21 protein-coding genes are annotated in these 22,864 nt (G+C 42.4%); 2 read left to right on the forward strand and 19 right to left on the reverse strand.

The window, feature by feature from the left end:
• Positions 1-17: 17 nt before the first annotated feature.
• The 14 genes from K9E37_RS01670 to map form a co-directional block, all read right to left on the reverse strand.
• The gene (locus tag K9E37_RS01670; RefSeq protein WP_231130940.1) at positions 18-167 is read right to left on the reverse strand and encodes a hypothetical protein; all 150 of its coding nucleotides are present in this window, start codon (positions 165-167) and stop codon (positions 18-20) included.
• Positions 168-176: 9 nt separating this feature from the next.
• A complete protein-coding gene (locus tag K9E37_RS01675; protein WP_248893459.1) occupies positions 177-557 on the reverse strand; it encodes a hypothetical protein in 381 nt (126 codons plus the stop codon).
• A 191-nt stretch (positions 558-748) separates the two neighbouring features.
• Positions 749-1,516, reverse strand: coding sequence for a type III pantothenate kinase (locus K9E37_RS01680; RefSeq protein ID WP_012914375.1), 768 nt, complete (start codon positions 1,514-1,516; stop codon positions 749-751).
• A gap of 182 nt (positions 1,517-1,698) precedes the next feature.
• Complete coding sequence (locus K9E37_RS01685) at positions 1,699-3,129, reverse strand: ABC transporter substrate-binding protein (RefSeq protein ID WP_076003173.1); 1,431 nt, start codon at positions 3,127-3,129, stop codon at positions 1,699-1,701.
• A gap of 46 nt (positions 3,130-3,175) precedes the next feature.
• On the reverse strand, positions 3,176-5,083 hold the full coding sequence (gene glmS / locus K9E37_RS01690) for a glutamine--fructose-6-phosphate transaminase (isomerizing) (RefSeq protein ID WP_076002970.1): 1,908 nt from the start codon (positions 5,081-5,083) through the stop codon (positions 3,176-3,178).
• A 95-nt stretch (positions 5,084-5,178) separates the two neighbouring features.
• On the reverse strand, positions 5,179-5,967 hold the full coding sequence (locus K9E37_RS01695) for an amino acid ABC transporter ATP-binding protein (RefSeq protein WP_076002971.1): 789 nt from the start codon (positions 5,965-5,967) through the stop codon (positions 5,179-5,181).
• 84 nt (positions 5,968-6,051) lie between these two features.
• Positions 6,052-7,053 (reverse strand): amino acid ABC transporter permease, encoded by a 1,002-nt coding sequence (locus tag K9E37_RS01700; RefSeq protein WP_012914378.1) that lies wholly within the window; start codon positions 7,051-7,053, stop codon positions 6,052-6,054.
• Between the two features lie 144 nt (positions 7,054-7,197).
• The gene (locus K9E37_RS01705; protein WP_004108432.1) at positions 7,198-8,106 is read right to left on the reverse strand and encodes an ABC transporter substrate-binding protein; all 909 of its coding nucleotides are present in this window, start codon (positions 8,104-8,106) and stop codon (positions 7,198-7,200) included.
• Positions 8,107-8,382: 276 nt separating this feature from the next.
• Positions 8,383-8,880 carry an SsrA-binding protein SmpB gene (smpB, locus tag K9E37_RS01710; protein ID WP_004107461.1) on the reverse strand — a complete coding sequence of 166 codons (498 nt, stop codon included), beginning with the start codon at positions 8,878-8,880 and terminating at the stop codon, positions 8,383-8,385.
• 133 nt (positions 8,881-9,013) lie between these two features.
• Complete coding sequence (locus K9E37_RS01715) at positions 9,014-10,420, reverse strand: CHAP domain-containing protein (RefSeq protein ID WP_116440497.1); 1,407 nt, start codon at positions 10,418-10,420, stop codon at positions 9,014-9,016.
• Positions 10,421-10,566: 146 nt separating this feature from the next.
• Positions 10,567-11,490: a permease-like cell division protein FtsX gene (gene ftsX, locus K9E37_RS01720; protein WP_004108436.1), complete on the reverse strand. Its 924-nt coding sequence runs from the start codon at positions 11,488-11,490 to the stop codon at positions 10,567-10,569.
• Entirely contained in the window at positions 11,490-12,953 is a 1,464-nt protein-coding gene (ftsE, locus tag K9E37_RS01725) for a cell division ATP-binding protein FtsE (RefSeq protein WP_116431592.1), read from the reverse strand. Before ftsE ends, ftsX begins: the two co-directional genes overlap by 1 nt.
• A gap of 63 nt (positions 12,954-13,016) precedes the next feature.
• A complete protein-coding gene (gene prfB, locus K9E37_RS01730) occupies positions 13,017-14,153 on the reverse strand; it encodes a peptide chain release factor 2 (RefSeq protein ID WP_116431591.1) in 1,137 nt (378 codons plus the stop codon).
• A gap of 80 nt (positions 14,154-14,233) precedes the next feature.
• Complete coding sequence (gene map / locus K9E37_RS01735; protein WP_116431590.1) at positions 14,234-15,007, reverse strand: type I methionyl aminopeptidase; 774 nt, start codon at positions 15,005-15,007, stop codon at positions 14,234-14,236.
• Positions 15,008-15,098: 91 nt separating this feature from the next.
• On the opposite strand from map, the gene K9E37_RS01740 reads away from it, so the two are divergent.
• Positions 15,099-17,234: a M13 family metallopeptidase gene (locus K9E37_RS01740; protein WP_248893462.1), complete on the forward strand. Its 2,136-nt coding sequence runs from the start codon at positions 15,099-15,101 to the stop codon at positions 17,232-17,234.
• Between the two features lie 113 nt (positions 17,235-17,347).
• On the opposite strand, the gene K9E37_RS01745 is transcribed toward K9E37_RS01740, so the two are convergent.
• The 3 genes from K9E37_RS01745 to K9E37_RS01755 are packed head-to-tail and all read right to left on the reverse strand — an operon-like array spanning position 17,348 to position 18,473.
• Positions 17,348-17,608 (reverse strand): hypothetical protein, encoded by a 261-nt coding sequence (locus tag K9E37_RS01745; RefSeq protein WP_240318922.1) that lies wholly within the window; start codon positions 17,606-17,608, stop codon positions 17,348-17,350.
• Positions 17,587-18,006, reverse strand: coding sequence for a hypothetical protein (locus tag K9E37_RS01750; protein ID WP_240318921.1), 420 nt, complete (start codon positions 18,004-18,006; stop codon positions 17,587-17,589). The genes K9E37_RS01745 and K9E37_RS01750 overlap by 22 nt, the downstream gene beginning before the upstream one ends.
• Entirely contained in the window at positions 17,988-18,473 is a 486-nt protein-coding gene (locus tag K9E37_RS01755; protein ID WP_240318920.1) for a hypothetical protein, read from the reverse strand. Before K9E37_RS01755 ends, K9E37_RS01750 begins: the two co-directional genes overlap by 19 nt.
• 315 nt (positions 18,474-18,788) lie before the next feature.
• On the opposite strand from K9E37_RS01755, the gene K9E37_RS01760 reads away from it, so the two are divergent.
• The gene (locus K9E37_RS01760; RefSeq protein ID WP_033888461.1) at positions 18,789-19,277 is read left to right on the forward strand and encodes a single-stranded DNA-binding protein; all 489 of its coding nucleotides are present in this window, start codon (positions 18,789-18,791) and stop codon (positions 19,275-19,277) included.
• A gap of 121 nt (positions 19,278-19,398) precedes the next feature.
• Here K9E37_RS01760 and K9E37_RS01765 read toward each other — a convergent pair whose 3' ends face one another.
• The gene (locus K9E37_RS01765) at positions 19,399-21,231 is read right to left on the reverse strand and encodes a proline--tRNA ligase (RefSeq protein WP_116431587.1); all 1,833 of its coding nucleotides are present in this window, start codon (positions 21,229-21,231) and stop codon (positions 19,399-19,401) included.
• Positions 21,232-21,393: 162 nt separating this feature from the next.
• On the reverse strand, positions 21,394-22,851 hold the full coding sequence (locus K9E37_RS01770) for an ATP-dependent DNA helicase (protein ID WP_004108459.1): 1,458 nt from the start codon (positions 22,849-22,851) through the stop codon (positions 21,394-21,396).
• Positions 22,852-22,864: the final 13 nt, after the last annotated feature.

Below are 22,864 nucleotides of genomic sequence, written 5' to 3' on the forward strand. Positions count from 1 at the left end.
TTTAACTGCATCTAGGCTTAATTTCTCAACACCACCCGCGCTGCGATCTTTGCCAGCTTTTCCATCTTTTTTGGCAGATTTGTTGTCAGCGTTGTTAGCGTCTTTGCCAGATTTTGCAGCATTCCCGGCAGCATCGCCAGCATCTTTGCCAGCATCTTTGCCAGCACTGCCGTTATCTACAGCCCCCCCCCATTAGGATTTTCACCATTCCCCTTACTACCTTTATTGTCTACTACTTCATTATCTTTAACAGCTTCCCCTTTAGCTGCCCTGTTTCCTTCTTTTTTATCTACCCCTTTAGCCTTATCCCCTTTAACTTCTTTACCAGTACCTTTACCAGCTTCCCCTTGAACTCCCTTTTTAGATCCCCCTTCACCCGACTTATTTTGACCCCTATTATTCTCGGCAGCAGCAGCCATAGCAGCAACAAACAATGGATTCTTCGTTACGTTGGCATAAGCTATCGCAGGCAGCACAGTTACGCTTAAAATCATAGAGACTACGCATGAAACGGCACCAATTGTCGAAAGAATACGATGTTTCCTACTACTCATCATCAAACTTCCTCTCAAATGTGAACGAATCCACAGCCAGCGCATAAACAGTATGCAAAAAAATACATACCCAAGACGGTTCACCGGCGAACGCAATCTTTACACACAACCATCCACCATTATACGCCTAAACCCGAAAGAATAATATAACAAATTTATATAACAACCTATTGCACCAAAGTCGCACTACCGCACTACCGCAGGTTGCGCTTATAAATTTCAGCCATACCTTTGAAAATAAGATCCGGATCGTAATAGTCAATCGATTGCACGTCATTTTCAAAAAGCCTACCCAAGCCACCAGTAGCAACTACCTTAAATGGCTCGTCTATTTCAGTTTTAAACTGTGCAATTGTACGCTCAATTCCACCCAAGAAGCTGTAATATAATCCAGCTTGCATTGCGAGTTTAGTAGATTTTGCAAGAACAGACTGCGGTCTAGCTATTTCCACTTCTGGAAGCTGAGCCGTGTTATCCCAAAGTGCCGCAGCTGCAGTACGAATACCTGTGCAAATAAGTCCGCAAGTAATAGCACCACTTTTATCTATATAGTTGTAAGTTGTTGCCGTACCAAAATCAATAACTAGTACAGATCCTCCATACTCACTAAACGCACCAACGCAATCAGCTAAACAATCCGCGCCAAGAGTTCTTGGCTCATCAATACGAATATTCATACCGGTTTTAACACCAGGGCCTACAATCATAGGATCAATATGAAGAAATTTGATAATACTAGCGCGGAATGAATGCATAACTTTCGGCACAACAGAAGCAACGATAACATCTTCAACATCGTTTATTGTAAATCCGCTTAAATGCAAAAATTGCGCAATCATAATGCCATACTCGTCTGATGTATGATTAGACTTTGTTGTCATACGATAAGTGCCAACAATTCGGTTATTTTCCAAAAAACCCAGCACAATATTCGTATTACCAATGTCTACTGCTAATAACATGTGTGCCTACTTCCTATATTGGCATTTACGGATTAATTAAGTTAATCTGCAATCACGTGCGCACGTATTGTATGTGTATGTATACTATCCTATTGTATTTATACTACTTTTGCTAATAATCTTACATTTATACAAAATTAAGCTGCTTTTATGAAATCACTTAATTGTAATAAGTTACGAAATTATCTAACTACAAATCCTTGATTGTAACCATATTCTTGAAGATCTTTTTCCCACAATAAAAGACCATCTTTTAAAGAAATACGTTTACCAGGATCATCTGGAAGCCACAATTTACTTCCATCATCTTGAGTAACACCAGCATCAATCATGGCTTGCACGTTTAATCTAGCTAAAGATTTAACACTCCAGTCATATGCTCGACCCATAGTTGCTCTAAAATCACTTCGCGAGTACACTTCAAAAGGTAAATACCTGTATCCCGTATCCACGCGATTAGCGGCATCTGCAAATACACGATTAAACTTCTGACCGCCAAAATAAGGTATATCAATGCCTCGTGAATCACGAATAGTAGCTCTATCTAAAAATGACTTATCTCTAAGCGTAACAACATCTGCAGGAAACGCTCCACCATTGACACGAGTACGAATTCCATGCATATCATGGCATACAAAATTCACAAATCGCATTGCTGCTTCAGGCTTACGACTCGATTTAAGCACAGATAACGAAGAACCGCCCATTTCTGCATTACGCTTTTCTCCGTGCATAGTTGGCACATTCGTCACCTTCCACAATCCTGCAGTTCCAGGCACATTTTCCAGAAGCAAAGACGGCATCCAGGCTCCTGAGAAAACAGAAGCAATTTTTCCAGCTCCAACACCGTTCTTCCAGCGTTGACTCCAAGTTGTAGTTCTAATGTCAATCAAGCCTTCATCAATCATTGATTGCCAGAACTTTGTGAACTCTTCAGTACCCTTATCTTTACTCAATCTAACAGTAACTGTTTTCCCATCATGAGAAGTCATAAACGGGTGTCCACCTGCAAGCCAAATCATAGCGTTATAGAAACTTGCGTCACCTGAGTCTGCTGCAATATACACACCGATATCTTTAAGCTTACGAGCAGCATGACGGTAATCTTCCCAAGTGTGTATTTTTGTGGCATCTACACCAGCCTGCTTAAACACGTCATCATTATAAAACCAAGCCATTGGGCCAGAATCCATTGGCAAACCGTAAACACGTCCACCAAGTTGCACAGAAGACCATGTTCCAGGAGTATAGAAAGTGCGAGTATTTTTCACACGATCAGTAATATCTAAAAGCTGTCCACTTACAGCATATTGCGGAAGAGCAAAATATTCTAATTGAACAATATCTGGCATACCATAGCCATCTTGAATAGCGCTATTAAGATTGCTATATCCGCTAGTATCTTTTACAGTTACATGAACATCCGGATTATGTAGTTCAAATTCTTCAGCAAGTCGCTTCATGCTTGGTTCCCAAGACCAAACACTAATTTGAGTTCTAGAATCTTTAGTTCCGCATCCGCAAGAAAATAGCAAAGAAAAAACACAAAGCATCGACAGAAGCAAGCGCGAAAAATGATTGCGTTGTTGCAAAATTCTTGCAAATGCAGACATAAGATTTGCCATCCGTTACTTTATGTTACTCAACGTTGTTATGCGATTACTCAACAGTTACAGACTTTGCAAGATTACGAGGCTTATCAACATCATAACCTTTTAACTTTGCCATATCCATTGCAAATAATTGCAATGCAACTACATCTACAAGAGGACTTAGCAAAGTCGCACATTTAGGACGCCAGAACACAATATCGGCATAGCGAGAAGCATCCGGATCACCCTCTTCGGCAACAGCTATAGTGAAAGCTCCGCGCGCTTTAACTTCTTCAATTCCAGAAATAACTTTCGCATGAAGCACATCACGACCGCGAGAAGATGGCACAATCACAACTACCGGCTCACCTTCATCTACAAGCGCAATAGGACCGTGCTTAAGCTCACCTGCAGCAAAACCTTCAGTAAAGGTATACGCAATTTCCTTAAGCTTCAACGCACCTTCTAGTGCAACAGGATAGCCAACATGTCGACCTAAGAAAAGGAAAGATTTAGCTTCCAGAGTATGCTCAGCAGCTTTCATAATTGATTCAGATTGTGTATCAAGTACATGCTGAATTTTATCCGGCATCTCTTTTAATTGCGCAACGATTTGCTGAATTTCGTCGCGATACATAGTGCCTTTTACTTGCGCCAAAAACAGACCAAGCATATAAGCTGCAACTATTTGCGCAACAAAAGCTTTAGTAGATGCAACTGCTATTTCGGGACCTGCATGCGTGTAAAGAACTGCATCAGATTCGCGCGGAATGCTAGAACCTTGCGTATTGCAAATTGCAAGAACCCTACTTCCCTGCTCGCGCGCGTGACGCAAAGCCATAAGAGTGTCCATTGTTTCGCCAGACTGCGATATTGCAACCACCAATGTTCGATGCGTCAAAATAGGGTCACGGTAGCGAAACTCGTGCGCTAATTCAACTTCTACAGGCACACGAACCCAATGCTCAATAGCATATTTTGCAACCAATCCGGCATAACTTGCAGTTCCGCAAGCAACAACAATAATTTTGTCAATTGCGCGCAACACGTCTTGGCTAATATGAACTTCGTCAAGAACAATATTTCCCTGAGCGTCAAAACGCCCGCGCAAAGTGTCAGCGACAGCATGCGGATCCTCATGAATTTCCTTATCCATAAAGGAATCCCAACCGCCTTTTTCTACAGCAGACGCATCCCAGTCAACTGTAAAACAAGTAGGATTTTCAACAATATTATTGTCAAAATCAGTTAGAAGCAAAGATGCTTTGCCGCTGCCATCTACATCTCCAATGCACACAGCTTGATCTTGACCAACTTCCAAAACGCGATCCGTATAAGCTACAAAAGCTGCAACGTCAGAGCCAAGGAAATATTCACCGTCTCCAAGACCTACAACCAACGGCGAATCGTGACGAACAGCAGCCACAATACCTGGCTGACGAACGTCAACAGCAAGTAATGTGAAAGCTCCTTTTAACATTTTTGCAGTACGACGAAGAGCTGTAAATAAATCCGGCTTGCCAGTTTCGTCTACAATATCATTCGCAATTTTACCAAGTAATTTTGCAGCAACTTCAGTATCTGTTTGAGAAGAAAATTCGTATCCTTCTTCGTGAAGCTGCTCTTTTAATACAACAGCATTTTCAATAATGCCATTATGAATAAGCGCGATTTTGCCATCTGCACTAATATGAGGATGCGCATTAATGTCACAAGGAGCACCATTAGTAGCCCAACGAGTATGACCAATAGCTGCACTCGCCTCAGGCATAGGATTTGCATCAATATCGTTGCGAAGAACAGATAAACGACCAGCTTTCTTTCGCACAGTCGCACATTTCATCCCAGGAGCAACTAAAGCTACGCCCGAAGAGTCATATCCGCGATATTCTAGACGCTCTAACCCACCTAAACAAACTTCTAAAGGTTTTGCACAAACTTTTCCAAAACCTGCGTATCCTACAATGCCACACATAATCTTCTATTGTACGTTATGCGAGCGAGCGCACGCCAGAGAAGCACACAAAAACTACGCAAAACTACATAAATAAGATGTGTTTCTTACGTAAATTACAATACGTGATTTAGGAAATCTTTAAAACGATCAGTTTGCGGACTAGTAATAATATCTGCACTACCCTGCTCAACTATGACACCGCCATCCATAAACACAACCTGATCTGCAACCTCACGCGCAAAACCAATTTCGTGAGTTACTACAATCATAGTCATGCCATCTTTAGCAAGATTTCGCATAACGGTTAACACTTCACCTACAAGCTCTGGATCTAGCGCAGATGTTGGCTCGTCAAATAGCATAATTTCCGGTTTCATAGCAAGAGCGCGAGCAATTGCAACGCGCTGCTGCTGACCGCCTGAAAGTTCTGCAGGATAATGGTTCATACGCTCATCCATGCCAACTCGCTTTAGTTCTTCAATAGCTAAATCGCGCGCTTCTTGAGCTTTCATATGCATAACATGAATAGGAGCTTCCATAACGTTTTCTAAAGCCGTCATATGAGGGAATAAATTAAAACGCTGGAATACCATGCCAAGCTTCGCACGCTGTTGAGCAATTTCTTTGTCGTTAAGAGCCTGCAGACATCTCTCACCTTTATGCATTACTTGCTTTACACCGATGCGCTCGCCATAAATACTTATACTTCCTGCAGTCAAAGTTTCTAGTTGATTAATTAAACGCAATAATGTCGATTTTCCTGAACCGGACGGACCCAAAATAACTGTTACACTACTTGGGTTCACTGTCATATTAATACCGTTAAGTACATGCAATTGGCCGAAAGATTTTTGCACATCGTTAATAGCAACCGCAGGAAGATTAGATTTTGCTTCTACCATTTATTCACATCCAATTTGTTTATTTCATGCAAAATTTAAAATTTACAAAGAAAAATATTAAAATTTAAGCTATTATGCGATTATTTAAGCATTAAATCCGAGCATAGCAGCATCATTTCGTCCTTTAACATTTTTCCGTTTAGCATCTAATGATTGATCGCCGCGCTGATCAGAATCAGTATTAAGTTGAGCATGCTTTACAATATCTCTTGCTTCAAAACCTTTAGCAAAATGCTTCTCGAGCATGTATTGCAAAACCATCAAAATGGAAGTAATAATCAAATACCAAATACTCGCAACAAGAAGAAGCGGAATTGGTTTATAGATACGGTTAGCAATAGCATTTGTAGCAAATTGCAATTCAAGAGTAAACGGAACTGCAAGAACTAACGAAGTTGTTTTTAGCATACCAATTGTTTCGTTACCAAGCGGAGGAACAATAATACGCATTGCTTGAGGAAGAATTACACGCCTCATAGTTAAAGCTCTACCCATTCCAAGAGCCTTAGCAGCTTCAACTTGTCCACTATCAACGGCTTCCAATCCTGCTCGAACGATTTCCGACAAATAAGCGGATTCATTCAAAGACAAACCAACTACAGCAGCAGTAAGAGAAGTCATAATTACATTAGAATCAATAGACCAAAATTCTACAGAAGTAAAAGGAATGCCAATACTAATTCTCGGCACAAGCACTGCAAACATGCCCCAAAATACAAGCTGCGTATAAACAGGAGTACCACGGAAAAACCAAATAAAGAACCAACTTACGCCACGAAGCACAGGATTAACTGACTTGCGCATCATCGCTAAGCCTACCGCAAACACGATTGAAATTACCATAGCAATTAGCGTAAGAAGTAACGTCCAGCCAATACCAGAAAGCACGTTATCGCTTATTAAATATATTCCGACTACTTGCCATTCAAAACGAGGGTTAGTAATAATACTGTAAAGAAGCGAACATGCTATTACAGCTACAATGACTCCGGCAATAATAGGTCCTGGCTTTTTTACTGGCAAAATACGTTCAGAGTTAGCTACTCCGGACTTGCTCTTAGCAGAGTTACCAATTAAAGAATTCAAAATATGCTCCAATAAGTACGTTTATACAAAAACAGCAAAGTAAAGAAACAATCTGAGCCGAGAATTCAATCACGACTCAGATTAACAATATCATTTTAGATAATTATTCAATTATTTGATAGCTAAAGTTTCATAGCTAAAGTTTTATAGTTTTGGATTAACTACAGACTTTTCAATAGCAACATCTTCAACGCCCCACTTCTTCAAGATATCCTTGTAGACGCCGGACTTCATAAGCTTATCAATGCCAGCTTTTACAGCCTTCAGCATCGCTGCATCACCCTTTTTAACAGCCGCTCCCATTGGTTCAGAATCCTTGCTGTTTTCCAAAATTTCAAGCTTTCCAGGATTTTTAATTGAAGCGTAACCTGCAACAGGAGTATCTGCATACATAACATCAGCGCGACCGGAAAGAAGTGCAGTAGTTGCGTCAGTTTGCTCCTTGAAACTCATGATTTCAAGAGGCTTATTTCCTTTAGCTGCGCACTGTTTCTTTGCTTCTTCCATAATAGGTTCGCCAACAGTTCCAGTTTCCAAAGTTACTTTCTTGCCACAAAGGTTCTTTGGATCTACTTTAGTAGGATTTCCCTTACGCACTTCAAAAGACAAACCTGCGTTTGCATAAGTAATAAAGTCTACAGACTTCATACGTTCAGCATTTACTGTAAAACCAGAAATACCGACATTATATTTGCTTCCTATTGCTGGAATAATTGAGTCAAACTGAGCATGCATAATTTTTGCTTTTAAGCCCATGACCTTTGCAAGAGCCTTCGAAAAATCAATTTCGTAACCTACAGGAGTTTTACCGTCTGCAGCAAAGAATTCTGCAGGGGCATAACTTACGTTTACACCAACAGTTAACTCTCCTGTTTTTGCAACTGGTGCTGGTACCAAGGCTGCAACAGCATCATCTTTTTGCACATGACTTACATCATAGCTACGAGCAACATCAGGGTCTGCTTCTTTAGAATCAGCAGGTCCACATGCAGCAATACTGCCAATCATTACTAAAGATGCAACAATAGCAACAGGCTTCATAGATTTAAACATAGTTCTTCTCCTCATGTATGTACTAAGAATCTATAATTTGCATTAATGTGTATAACTATACACGATAACCCTACAAATTCAACAGCCTTTTATACGATTATTGAATATACAAAGATACTCATGCGGTACATCTGCACAATAATTATGCTTTTCATAAACAAAAACTGCATATTATTCGCAATAATGTATAATATGTGCGTGTCGCATTGCCTCACTTTTTATCACGTGCGAAGCAAGCAAGTGTTTCACAAACGCATAAAAAAGAAGCGTCAACTCTTAATCAATACTACGAGAACGCAGATTACGGTAACGCATTTCACGCAAAGCCTCTCGCTTATCTTGCTCCTCACGCAAAGCCTGACGCTTATCAAATTCCTTTTTACCGCGCGCTAAAGCAATTTCTACTTTTACGTAGCTTCCCTTAAAATACAAACGCAAAGGCACAACAGTGTAGCCTTTCGCCTCAGTTTGCCTAGAAAGCTTAGCAATCTCAGCAGCGTGAAGCAGAAGCTTACGCTTGCGCTTAGGAGCATGATTATTCCATGTGCCGTTTAAATATTCAGGAATATTTGCTCCTTCAAGCCACATTTCACCACGACGATCAATATTCACAAATGATTCAGCTAAAGAAGCACGCCCTTCGCGAAGTGACTTAACTTCAGTACCAGTAAGAGCAAGACCTGCTTCATAACAATCTTCAATTACATAATCATGATGCGCTTTACGGTTTTGTGCCACAGTAACAGTGCCATCTTGCGCAGGCTTATTTGCCATAATTCCCCTCCAGTACACATCACACACAAAAGAAACTTGCCATAAGATACTACTATCTTATGGCAAGAACAATAAGTCGTAAACTTACAAAGTTTTCAATTTCAACAAATTGAAAACTTTGAAGTACTTATATTTAATAATGCACATACTCGTAATCGCCTGGATTATAAATAGTTTCATAAGCAGGGAATGTCGAAAAACCAGTTCCACCTTCAGAAATAAGAACTGATCCATCAGCATTCACACGTTCCACAACCGCAACATGTCCATATTGCCAATCAGCATTCCAATTACCAACACGTTGACCACGAGCAAACACCATAACAGCACCAACATGTGGAATTCTATTAACTAAATATCCAAACCTACGACCAGTATTCGCCCACTCAGCACCATTACCCATGTAGGAGCCAACAGGCAAACCAAGTTGCGAACGACGCAAATAAGCCCATAACGTGCATTGACGAGCAGGATAAGCAGAACCACCAACAGTGTTTCCAGTATTATGCCCGTAGCAGAACTTAGAACCTTCTGCGCAATTTCCAGGAACAGTATAATTCATACCATTAGCAGCACCATTAGAAAGTTGCATCGGAGGAAGGTAAACATTCTTTCCAGAGCTTCCATTCAATTGCTGGCGATTACCAGCATTCGGATCAGCCTTAGCGAATGACTTATTAGCAAGAGCACGCGCTTGAGCATCGATGGCAGATTTCATTGCTACAATTTCTGCAGCCTCACGCGCAGACTGAGAAGTCAAACTACTCTTTTGACCTTCCAGCTGCTTACGAATCTCTTCACCATGATCTCGCAAACTTTGCAAGGACTTTTTGCGATCATTGGCGGCTTTCGCAGCGATTTGAGCACTTTGCGCTTGAACATCCGCCTGCTGCTTTAACTTGGTTATTTCTGCTTCAATAGCAGCCAAACGCTGACGACGATTCATAGAAGTATTCAACTTAATAGCAGCATCATTAGCAGCATTTGCTTCACTTCTAGCAACAGCAGCCTCGGATTGTAACTTTCCAACAAACTGTTCTGTAGTAGTTGATTTAGTCACAATATCCATAACATTAGATGCCTGAGAACCATGGAAACTCTTACGAGCAAGCTGTGCTACAGCAGCCTTAGCATCATCAAAATCTTCACCAGTTTTTTTAATTTTCTCTTCCAAATCACGCTTATCTTTTTGTGCAGACTCTAGACGCTGCTGCGTTGATTCTACAAGACTGCGCGCCTGAGAAGCTTGCTCTTCTGCTTGTTGAGCAGCTCGTATTTGATTTGGAATTTTATGCTCATTTAAATCATTCAATTCAATGATCTTATTTGCAAGTTGTTTACTTACACCAGCAAGTTGGCGCTTCAAATTCTCGTTTCGTTGTATTTTGCGCCTATATTCCTTCATGTTGACAGCACTTGCTGTAGACGCATTAAATAATGCACCAGCAACACCAGCAAACATCATTGAAATAGCAACTATTAAACTCACTACAGTGTGAGTGCGTCGAATTGCATACATGCTATGTCGATCTTCGCTCATATCACTTCCCTTTCAACATCACTATTGCGAATTATACCGTAATGCAAGGAATCACGCGAGTTTCTACTTCAAATCTTCTAAAATATTACTTTCACAATGCTCATGCGAAAATAACGCAAATAATTACGCACCTATTATTTTGCATTTTAAGCTTTTAAGTATCGCCTCAAAGCAATAGCAGAAGCAACTATAGATAACACTACTGCACCAGCTACAAGTATTGGAACGCATAGCCACACAGTTGTTTGAGTAACAAATGGCATCCAACGCACATTCTGCGCAAGCCAATCAGTTACAAAAACTTTAACTACTAAACTTAGCGCAGCACCAGCAAGTAAAGAACCTACAAACGACGCGAACGCTCCTTCAAGAATAAACGGCATACGAATAGTCCAGTTAGAGGCACCAACTAAGCGCATAATTTCGGTTTCTTGACGACGGCTAGCAGCAGACATTCGAATCGTAGTGCCAGTAAGCATAATCGCTACAACAACCATAACTGCTGCAAGCACAATTGTCACAACAGTAGCGCGATTAAGCACACTGAAAACAGGATCAAAAATCTGACGCTGATCAACAACTTCTTCCACACCATCGCGTCCAGAAAGAACTTCTGAAACAACCTGATATTTCATAGGATTAGTAAGCTTCAAGCGCAACGAATCTTGCATGTCTGCCGCAGTTAAAGTACGTCCTTGATACATTCCGTTAGGATATTGCTTTAAGAATGTGTTTTTATAAAATTCATTGCGGCTAACATAAGTGATATTTGAAACATCATCGCCTAATTCTTGGTGAATAATATGCTCCAATTTTACAATTTCGGCATTAGTAGGCGCTTTCCCAGAAGCACAAGAAGGAGATTGGCTAGTTCCATCCGGGCACAGCCAGGCAACCACTTCTACTTTGTCATACCAGTCACCTTTTGCCTTGGTAATCTGCGCTTGCATAAGCACTGAAACACCAATAAAAAGGAAAGAGATGAACGTTACAAGCATAACCGAAAGAATCATCGAAACATTACGACGCAAACTAATGCAAGTTTCGGAAAAAATAAATCGTAAACGCATTACTCTGCTCCTTCAGTTTTATTAATGTCATTATTGCTATCGTCAACACTAATGTTCTCATTATTAGTATTTTCAGCTGCAACAGGTGGCTTAGGCGGAGCTGGAGGCATAGGAGGAAGCTGAGATTTACGCTCAGATTCAGCATCGGATTGTAACTTACTTTCTGCTTCTGACTGCAACTCATCGCCGGTTTCGGATTGTGATTCTTCGCTCACTTCAGAGTTTTCAGTAGATTCAGTAGATTCATTAGTTTCAGCAGTTTCGTGAGATTCGTGAGATTCATTAGTTTCTGCAGTTTCGTGATTATCAGCAGTCTCAGTAGTCTCAGTAGTATTAGCAGTTTCTGCAGTTTCAGAATTTCCGGCAACTTCAGAGGATTCTTTATTATCTTCCGAAATCTCAACTTCTGAATCATTCTCTTCAACATCTTCATTATCGTTTGAAGAAATCAATCCTCGTCCCCAAGTCATCGTTGTTTCCAAAGACTGGAACACTTCGCCGTAACGACCAGTTCTGCCAGAATGAACAGACTGAGCCAAACGTGCAATTCCTTCATTTTCTGAAGTGTCGCTCTTCAACGATTGCGTTACCATGTCAACAACTTCACGCGCCTGAGCAGCACGTTGAGCTTTTTTAGAAAGCCTCTTATGACGTTCAGTATGCTCAGATTGAGTAATTGATTTTTGAGCATCGCTAGCTGATTGATCTTGAGAATTTTCAACAGTTTGTTGTGCTTTAGAATTATGCTCAACTTCACTATCTGGGAAATACAATGCAGAATCATATGATCCTTCACGCTCATCACGCACAATTTTTCCAGCATGAAGTTCCACAACTCGCTTACGCATTGAGTTCACAATTTCCTCATTATGCGTAGCCATAACAATCGTTGTGCCAGTTCGGTTAATAGCATCCAAAACTTCCATAATTCCAAGAGAAGTAGTTGGATCCAAATTACCAGTAGGCTCATCTGCAAGAATAATTTGAGGGTGATTGACGTATGCGCGAGCAATTGCAACTCGCTGCGCCTCACCACCAGAAAGCTCATGTGGGTAATTATTTTCTTTACCAGTCAAACCAACGGTTTCAAGAACACGAGGAACAAGCGAACGAATAGTCGCTCTACTTGTACCAATCACTTCCAAAGCAAAAGCAACATTTTGATAAACTGTTTTATTATTAAGCAGCTTATAATCTTGGAAAATAAAGCCAAGAGATCTACGATACTGCGGCACTTGTCGGTTAGAAAGTCTGCGCAAATCGTTACCGGCTACGTGAATTTCCCCACCATTTGCTTCTTCTTCGCGAAGCAGCAAACTAAGCAATGTGGTTTTGCCAGAACCTGAAGCGCCAACAAGAAACACAAAATCTCCGCGATCTACATGCAAAGACACATCGTCTAATGCGGGACGTGTACCTCGAGGATATATTTTTGACACATGATCTAATGAAATCAGCGACATTGTTTCAATTCCTTCCGAAGATTATGTGTAATTGTTGGTTTTTAGTTCTAGCTTTAGTTTTATTTAAGATTCTGCTTCAGCTTCTTTTTGAGCTGCAACTCGCTGCTCGTGACGCCAACGAATGCCAGCTTCAATAAAACCGTCAATATCGCCGTCAAAAACAGCTTGAGTTTGTGAAGTTTCGTAACCAGTGCGCAAATCCTTCACCATCTGATAAGGGTGAAGCACATAAGAGCGCATTTGATCTCCCCAACTTGCCTTAATATCTCCAGCAAGTTCCTTCTTTTTTGCAGCTTCCTCAGCATGCTTAAGCACAAGCAAACGCGATTGCAAAACTGCCATTGCAGCAGCACGGTTCTGAATCTGGCTTCGCTCATCTTGCATAGAAACAACCAAGCCGGTTGGCAAATGCGTAATGCGAACAGCAGAATACGTAGTGTTTACGCCCTGACCGCCAGGTCCTGAAGCTTGGAAAGTATCAACGCGAATATCCGAATCTGGAATATCAATATGATCCGTAGCTTCAACGAGAGGAATTACTTCCACAGCACTAAAACCAGTTTGGCGACGTCCTTGATTGTCGAATGGCGAAATACGAACCATTCTGTGAGTGCCGCCTTCTACAGAAAGACGACCATACGCATAAGGAGCATCAACTTGAAAAGTAGCGGATTTAATACCAGCTTCCTCTGCATAAGACGTGTCCATCATCTTAGTTTTATAGCCGTTTCGCTCAGCCCAGCGCAAGTACATACGGAGCAACATTTGAGCAAAATCAGCAGCATCCACGCCACCTGCACCAGAGCGAATCGTAACAACTGCAGAACGAGCGTCATACTCGCCGTCAAGAAGAGTCTGAACTTCCATATCGTCCAACTCGTGAGCAATATTTCCAAGCTCTTCTTGAGCCTCATTCATTGAATCAGCATCGCCTTCTTCTTCACCAAGCTCAATTAAAATCTTAGTATCTTCAATGCGTTGCTCGACAGCTTGCAAACGCTTCAATTGAGACTGAGCTGCAGAAAGCTTACTAGTGACTTGCTGAGCATGCTCAGAATCGTCCCAAAGTCCAGGCTCTGCAGCCTGCTTTTCTAAATCAGCAATCGTAGCCTTCAACGAATCTACATCTAGTGCTTTAGAAATCGAAGAATACTTTGCTTCAACATCATTTAGTGCTTGGGAAAAATCAAATTCCGCCATTTATTTAAAGTACCTCTTTACATACCTGTTTTACGCAATTACTACTCGCAAAATACTTACAAAATCAACTATTGATAAGTTTAGCGCACGGTCAAAATCTCAGGACCGTTTTCCGTAATTGCAATCGTATGTTCAGTGTGCGCACCGCGAGAACCATCAGCAGAACGAAGAGTCCAACCATCCTTAGGATCCTGATAAATTTCGTCAGTAGTCTTTAAGAACCATGGCTCAATTGCAATCACAAGACCTGGGCGAAGCTTATAACCATGGTGAGCAGTGCCATCGTTAGGAACGTGCGGATCTCCGTGCATAATATGACCGACTCCGTGGCCACCAAACTCAAGGTTTACGCTGTAACCATACTCGTGAGCAACGCAACCAACAGCTGCAGAAATATCGCCAAGACGGTTGCCAGGCTGAGCCATATTAATACCAGCCTCAAGAGCTTCCTCAGTGCACTTAATTAAGCGTAAATCCTCAGGATCAGCATGATTTCCAACCACAAAACTAATAGCGGAATCACCAACCCATCCGTCGACGTTAATTGCCAAATCAAGAGTCAACAAATCGCCGTCTTTAAGGTTGTAATCGTATGGAACTCCGTGAAGAACAGCATCGTTTACAGAAGTGCAAATATAGTGCGCAAAAGGTCCTGTACCAAAATCAGGAGCGTAATCAACATAGCAAGAAGACGCACCTTTGCGGCTCATAATTCTCTGACGAACGAAGTCATCAATCTCAAGAAGATTCGTGCCAACTTTGGTCATTGCTTTCAAGTCTTTAAGAATACTACCGACAAAGCGACCTGCAGGCTTCATCGCTTCAATTTCAGATGGAGTTTTAAGTTCAATCATGCTTCAAGACTAACGCGCAGGCACGAAAATAAAGCAAAATATAGCGAAAATACTAACCAATAGTGTCGCTTAATACTTGTAAGCTAATCACATGTCTAACAACAATAATAATAGTAATAATAAGGAATCGCAGAAGGAAATTTCTGCTGTAGATTTCGACCCTGCCTCCTTCTCGTCGGCTACTCGTCCACAAGACGATTTATTCCGTTACGTAAATGGTCCTTGGATTGACACTTACACTCTCCCAGAAGACAAACCAATGTATGGTGCTTTCCACAAGCTTGCAGAAGATGCAGAAAAGCAAATTCGAGATATTTTAGAAAACGAAAATTGCCCAGCCAAAAAGTCACAAACCTTATACCGTAACTATTTGGATATCGCATCTATTGAAAAAGCTGGAATTACGCCAATTAAGGGCGATTTAGACGCTGTGGATTCAGCAGAAACTAAGGAAGATTTGGTTCGCACTATTGGCGCGCTTAATCCGTACGGCGGTCCAGATGCAATGTTTTATTTTGGCGTTTACGGAGACCCTAAAGATCCTAAGACGAATATTATGCATATTGAGCAATCGGGATTGGGCTTGCCAGACGAAGCATACTATCGCGAAGATAACTACGCTCCAATTCGCACTGAATATGTAAAAATGGTAGCTTCTTTGCTGCGCTTAGCAGGCTACGGAGACGCAACTACTACACAAGCGCAAGCCGAGCGTTTCTTGAATGTTGAAACTAAAATAGCGAGCTACCATTGGGATAACGTAGCAACTCGCGATTCTCAAAAAACCTATAATCCTTACAATTATGCCGATTTAGCAAAAACTCTTGAAGCGCTTAATCTCGACGCTTTCTTAGACGCTACTCAAAAAGCGTACGATAATTGCGAAGAAGCAACAAATCAGCCAATCAACCTTCGTGAAGCTTTTAACAAAGTTGTAGTTCACGAGCCAAGCTTTATGGAAGGTTTGAATAAGATTTGGCAAGAAGCCGACTTAGAAGATTTAAAGCTTTGGGCGCGCGTACACGTGATTTTGCGCTGGGCAAGCTTACTTAGTGAAGATTTTGCACAAGCGCGATTCGACTTCTACGGCAAAGTGCTTTCTGGTGCCACAAAGCAGCGCGACCGTTGGAAGCGAGCAGTCGGAGTTGTTGACGATGCTTGTGGTGAGGAAGTTGGACGCGAATACGTGCGATTGCATTTCCCTGAGTCTTCTAAGGAATATATGCAAGGCTTAGTTGACAATCTTATTAACGCTTACCGTGAGTCGATTTCGCACAGCACCTGGCTTGGTGAGGAAACTAAAGCGAAGGCTTTGGAAAAGATTAGTAAATTTGAGCCAAATATTGGTTACACAAACCATTGGGTTGACTACTCTGCGCTAAATATTAAGGAAGACGCTGACTTAGTTGATAATATGCGCGAAGTTTATCGATTTGGCTTTGGTAAAAATACTGCAAAAGCCGGAAATCCTGTGGATCGCGAAGAATGGCAGATGACTCCGCAAACTGTGAACGCTTACTACGATCCTCTGCTGAACGTAATCGTGTTCCCAGCTGCTATTTTGCAACCACCATTCTTTAACCCAAGTGCTCCAGACGCAGCAAATTACGGCGCTATTGGTGCCGTGATTGGTCATGAAATCGGTCACGGTTTTGACGATCAAGGTTGCGAATACGACGGCGACGGCGTGCTTAACAATTGGTGGACTGAAGAAGACAAAACCAACTTCACTGAGCGCACTAAGAAGCTTATTGAGCAATACAATGCTTTCACACCAACGCAGCTTATCGTTAAGTACTCTCACTTGAAGAGCAAAGAAGAGCGCAATGCGATGCCTCACGTAAACGGTGCTTTAACGATCGGCGAAAATATTGGCGATTTAAGCGGCGTGACTATTGCGCTTAAAGCATACGCTTTCGCTTTGCAAAAGAGCGAAGGACATGAAATTGACGGAAGTGAAGATGCGATTCGCGAAACTTTGTTGAACGCTCCTGAAGTAGATGGTTTCACTGCTTTGCAGCGATTCTTCTTAAGCTACGCGTTAGTATGGCGTTCCAAGGCTCGTAATGAAATTGCGGAACAGCTGCTTCAAATCGACCCGCACTCCCCAGCCGAATGCCGCACTAACGGCATTGCTCGTAACGTAGACTTGTTCTACGATGCTTTCGACGTTAAAGAAGGCGACGAAATGTGGCTCGACCCTGCTGAGCGCGTACACATTTGGTAAGTTGCGAATAAATCGCAAATAAGTCGCTATAAGTCAAAAATAGAAGCCTGCAGACGCTTAATAAACGTTTGCAGGCTTATTATTTTCTATTTTTATTAATATTTTTAGTAATATTATTGTTTATCTTTTGAATTATCAGAAGATTTTTCACTTCCGCAAGTTTTGCTACGCGCAATATGCTTCACGTGCAAACTATTTTTAGAAATCATTCTTCGTCTTAAGAAAATCCAAGCTACCACTGCAATTGCGCACAAAACAAGCACGCTTAAAATCGCAGAAATAATCACAATAAATTTATACGTTGAAGCATTTTTCTTCATAGCTTTCGCTAACTTTTTATGATGCTTATGCTTCAAATGCTTCTTTTTAGCCAAAGCTTTTTTCTTCTTAGCTTCCTCGTCTTTACGCTTCTGCTCTTCCTTCTTCTTTCGCTCCTCTTCAGCACGCTTTTTTGCTCTTCGGGAGATTCTGGGCCAATCTTGCCATCCAGATAATCAATATCACCGTTATATTCCGACAGTGTCAACGCTCCAACAACACCATAAGGGCCGCCCGAAGCCTCTCCGTAACCGAAAGAAATATTGCTAGGATTCAAAATCTGATACAAATGACCATTATCTTCGTTAAAACTTCCGCCGGTTGCGCGCAAAGCCGACTCTTCATCTTGAATCCACAATTGCATAGAACCAGCAAGATCCACACCCCAACTTAAATTTTCACCCCACGCTTTTCGGCCAGTGTAATCAGGCTCGCTCACACCATCTGGGCCCAAATGGCCAAACTGCCCATGCTGGCGGTTTCTTGCGCGCGACGGAAAGCATCCTCTTCATTTGCAGAATCGTACTGAATATTATTAACATACGCTTCTTTAGTAAGACCGTAGCGGCTCACGTAATCTTGCAAAGGAACGCCATTAAAATACGTGCTGCGATCATCGTAAAGCCTAGATCTTGCGTTTCGAATATAAGAAAGAACGTAACGCGCTACATTACTTGACTGAATAAAAGCTGCAGAAGAAGCAAAATTAGTTGTTTGAATTATTGGATTCTGATGATACTTATGATGATATTCGCGATTATACGCCTGATGATACGCCTTAGAATGTTCTAAAGTAAAATCAGCAAAATTTTGCGATATTGCACACGCAGCTAGGCATACAGCCGAAATAACAAGGATACTAACCCAACTTATGCGCATATTAGATTTATGCTTTGCATATTGCTGATTATTTTCCACCATAAATATCTTCTTCACTGCATTCAATATTTTCAATACGTTTGCTCAATACTACCCTGCAATGAGGAATGATTACGTATGCACAGTTAATTGTTGAGCTTTTACTAAATATTTTGCTGTAGTCAAGAGATCAATTACATTGTGGATAAAACCTAGGTTTTAACCACAATAGAAAAGTTTGCTGGCAAAGTTGTTGCGCAAAGTTCATAGTTGTTATTACTGCGGCATTTCCTCGTGGCTGCGAAGCTCAGAGGCAATGATGGCTCTGTATTTCGGGGCTGAAATGGCTGCAGTCCATTTGTGAAAGGACTATGAAATATGGCACAACAACAGTCGACCGTGACTATTAGTGGATACGTAGGCGCTGAGCCTGTAAACTTTGGGCGAAGTGAAAATTCTCCGGCTTGTTCGCTACGAATCGCGAGCACGCAATCATATTACCGCAACGACGAACAGCAATGGCATGAGCGTCCAACTACTTGGATGACTGTGAAAGCGTATAGGACTTTGGCTTCAAACGTGCTAAAAAGCGTTCATAAAGGCGATGCAATCGTTGTATATGGCAATTTGAGTACAGAAAGCTGGACAAAAGATGGAAACGATTATAATCGCGTAATTTTGGAAGCTTCTGCTATTGGGCACGATTTAAATCGCGGAACTACGCAATTTACAAAGCGAAACGCTGATTCCGCTAAAAATGATCATACGAAAGAAAGTAATCAAGTACAGCAGAAGAACAATGCACAACAAAATAACTCTAACGCAAACATTTCGAATGACGAATTTGGAGGCGAAACTGATATTTAAGGAAAATAAAATCGCAATTCGAGAAATCCACTAAACTCACAGCACAATAAATTAATATGAATACAATAAAATAATGCCGCCAAGAATCAATATTCCTGGCGGCAAATTGTAAAACAGGCCGTTACTTAAGCAAATCGTTTACGCGAGATACGATTCGAGCGGCAGCTTCGTCAACTGGAACTGCCTCAACGTTTGAGCCATCACGATTGCGGATTTCAATAGTGCCATTGTTCACGGTATCGCGACCAGCAACAGCAATCAGCGGCACGCCAACAAGCTCAGCATCCTTGAACTTTACGCCTGGAGAAACCTTTGGACGGTCGTCAAAGATTACTTCGATGCCTTGCTTGCTAAGCTCCTCAACAACCTTTTCAGCAGCGTCGAAAGCAACCTGATCCTTGCCTGTTGCAACAACATGAACTTGAGCTGGAGCAATTGCCATAGGCCATGCTAGACCAGCGTCATCGTGATGCGTTTCTGCCAAGCATGCAATTACGCGGCTAACGCCAATGCCGTAGCAGCCCATCCAAACCGGCACAGCCTTACCGTTTTCGTTAAGAACGCTTAAGCCCAAAGCCTTAGAATACTTTAAGCCAAGCTGGAACACTTGACCAATTTCCACACCGCGTTCGAAGCTCAACGGACCGGAACCATCTGGGCTCATATCACCATCGCGAACCTGGGCTGCTTCAACAACACCATCAGCTTCAAAATCGCGACCGTAAACAGCGTTGTAAACATGCTTTCCGTCTTCGTCAGCTCCTGTAATCCAGGCACTTCCCTTTGCAACGTGAGCATCCATCAAGTAGCGGACAGGATTTGCAATACCCCTACCCTCTTTGCGAGCTTGAGGACCTAATACGCTAAAACCAATGTAGCCCTTAACAAACTCAGGATGAGACTTCAAATCATCCTCAGTTGCTTCTTCGATTTCTGCAGGAGCAAACTGAGCTTCAAGACGCTTCATATCTACTTGGCGATCCCCTGGAATACCAATCGCCACGATTTCGCGCCATGGTTCCTCATGCTCGCCGCCTTCAGCATCAGCTGGGTGCTTAACAGCAATAATAAGGTTCTTCAAAGTGTCGGAAGCTTGCCATTCGCGACCATCTTTACGCGGATGCAAGTCGTTAGAAACCTTAACCAAAGCTTCAATCGTCTTAGCGTCTGGAGTTTCGAGAGATTGCGCTGCAGGAGTTGCTGAGTAATCAACATCTTGCATTTCTGGAGTGGTAAGAGCCTCAACATTCCAAGCTTTTCCTGAAGGTGCGAGCGCAAAAGTATCTTCACCAATTGGCATTGGAGCCAAGAATTCCTCGGAATCAGAACCTCCCATTGGGCCGGAAACAGCGTGAACAATCACGTATTTAATTCCTAAACGGTCGAAAATACGAGCGTAAGCAGCGCGCTCCTCAACGTAAGCAGATTTCAAACCATCTTCGTCAATCGAGAACGAGTAACCATCCTGCATAATAAACTCGCGGCCGCGAATCAGGCCAGCGCGCGGGCGAAATTCGTCGCGATACTTCGTTTGAATCTGGTACAAAGTAACTGGTAAATCCTTGTAAGAAGAATACATATCCTTAACGAGAAGCGTGAAAACTTCTTCGTGCGTTGGAGCAAGAAGATAGTCAGCCTCATGACGATCTTTAAGACGGAAGATATTGTCGCCATATTCTTCCCAACGGTTGGTAGCCTCGTAAGGCTCGCGCGGAAGAAGTGCCGGGAAGTGAACTTCCTGCGCACCGATACCGTTGATTTCGTCGCGAATAATCGCCTGAACCTTGTTCAAAACCTTAAGTCCTAGCGGAAGCCAAGTCCACACACCTGGTGCAGATTTACGAATATAGCCTGCGCGCTGCATAAGTTTTGCGGAAGTCACGTCCGCGTCTGCAGGATCCTCGCGCAGCGTACGAAGGAATAGCTGAGACATACGAAGTACATTGGAATTCATGCGTTCCAATCTATTTGCGCATGAGGACATAAACACTTGTTTACACGCATCAACAAAAGTAATACTCGATTAAATCATAACGTGCAAAAATATAACAAAGCGACCAAAACGACTCAGCCGCGAGTAGTTTATGCCGTGCGCAAGGCAAAAGCTTATAGAATATTAAAACTCGTCGTCGAAAGAAAATTCGTCCGTAACGCCATCACCGGCATTTTCAAAAAGACTAAACTCCTGCTGATCCGCAAAATCACCATCTGCTTTTTTAGCAACAAACGCGGAAGCTCCATCGCTAGCAAGCAGCTCACTTGCGCACCTTGACGCCTCACGCAAAGATCCGTCTAGCAGTACAGCATCCGCCGAAACGCTAAACGCGCGCTCGTTAATACCCTCTAAGTAAAGACCTTGCAGATTTTCCACACGCGAAAGCGCAACGTAACCCATTCCGGGAGCGAAAGTTCTACGCAAATCCATTACCGCAGCATCAAGCGTCATACCTTGCGATTTATGAATCGTAATTCCCCACGCGCAACGAAGAGGCACTTGATTTACGCTAGCAAGTACAGTCTCACCGTCCGTCATTTCCCACGCTGCAGGCTTAAGAGTTACAATATTGCCGTTTTCAAACTCAACAATCGGCCATCCGCCCTTAGATTCAGGCGCAAAACGCAACACACGCCCAACAGAGCCGTTTACATACTGCTTTTCCTGATCGTTTCGCAACGCCATCACAGCAGCCCCAGCCTTTAAAACTAAACGCTCCGGAGCAAGCATATTCTTTTTTAATCGATCAACGAGATTTTTAGGTCCTGCTTCCGTTGCAACGAATTCGTGAGACTCAGCATTAATTTCCGCAAGCTGCATATTATTTAAGCCATCTGCTTGCGCGTTCGTTGGGAAAAGATGTACTGCAACTTCGTCATCTTGCGGATACTCACCAAGGCGGCTAGCAAGCACTTGCTTATCGTCGTCACTCACGAGACCGCTACGAATATCCGTCAAAACTTCTAGCAACTTGCCGTCATCCTGACGATGTTGCTCAGTTAAGTAGCACACAACAGGTTTCAAAGCGTCCCATGCAAACGATTCCGTAATATAGCCTTCCGGATTTTTTCCAGCTGCAGCATACTTTTCGCGCGACGAAATAAACTCCGAGCTCGGCTCGAACACGTCACGATTTCGCATAGAAGTGCTAACAGGCGGCAATTGGAAGAAGTCGCCCGAAATAACTACTTGAAGCCCGCCGAAAGGAGCGGGATTTTTGCGCACCTTCCGGCAAACTTCATCAACCATGTCAAAAAGCCACGCGTGAATCATGGAAACTTCGTCCAACACGAGCACGTCCGTGGCTTTTATGCGCTTTCCTCGCCTAGCTCTAATTGTTTTAAGAAGCGTATCCGTAAGCGCGTTTGAAACTCCAACTCCACTCCACGAGTGAATGGTTTGACCGTTTAAGTGCGTTGCCGCAATACCGGTAGAGGCAGTTACAGCAACGCTTAAACCGTTCTTTCGCATTGCGCGAATAGCTTCGTTTAATACGTAGGTTTTACCTGCACCCGGAGCACCGGTAATGAACGCGCTCGCGCCAGCGTTGATTATGGTTAAGGCTTCGGATTGCTTCATTGGCAGTACCTTT

Source organism: Gardnerella swidsinskii (assembly GCF_023277705.1).
Lineage (GTDB): Bacteria > Actinomycetota > Actinomycetes > Actinomycetales > Bifidobacteriaceae > Bifidobacterium > Bifidobacterium swidsinskii.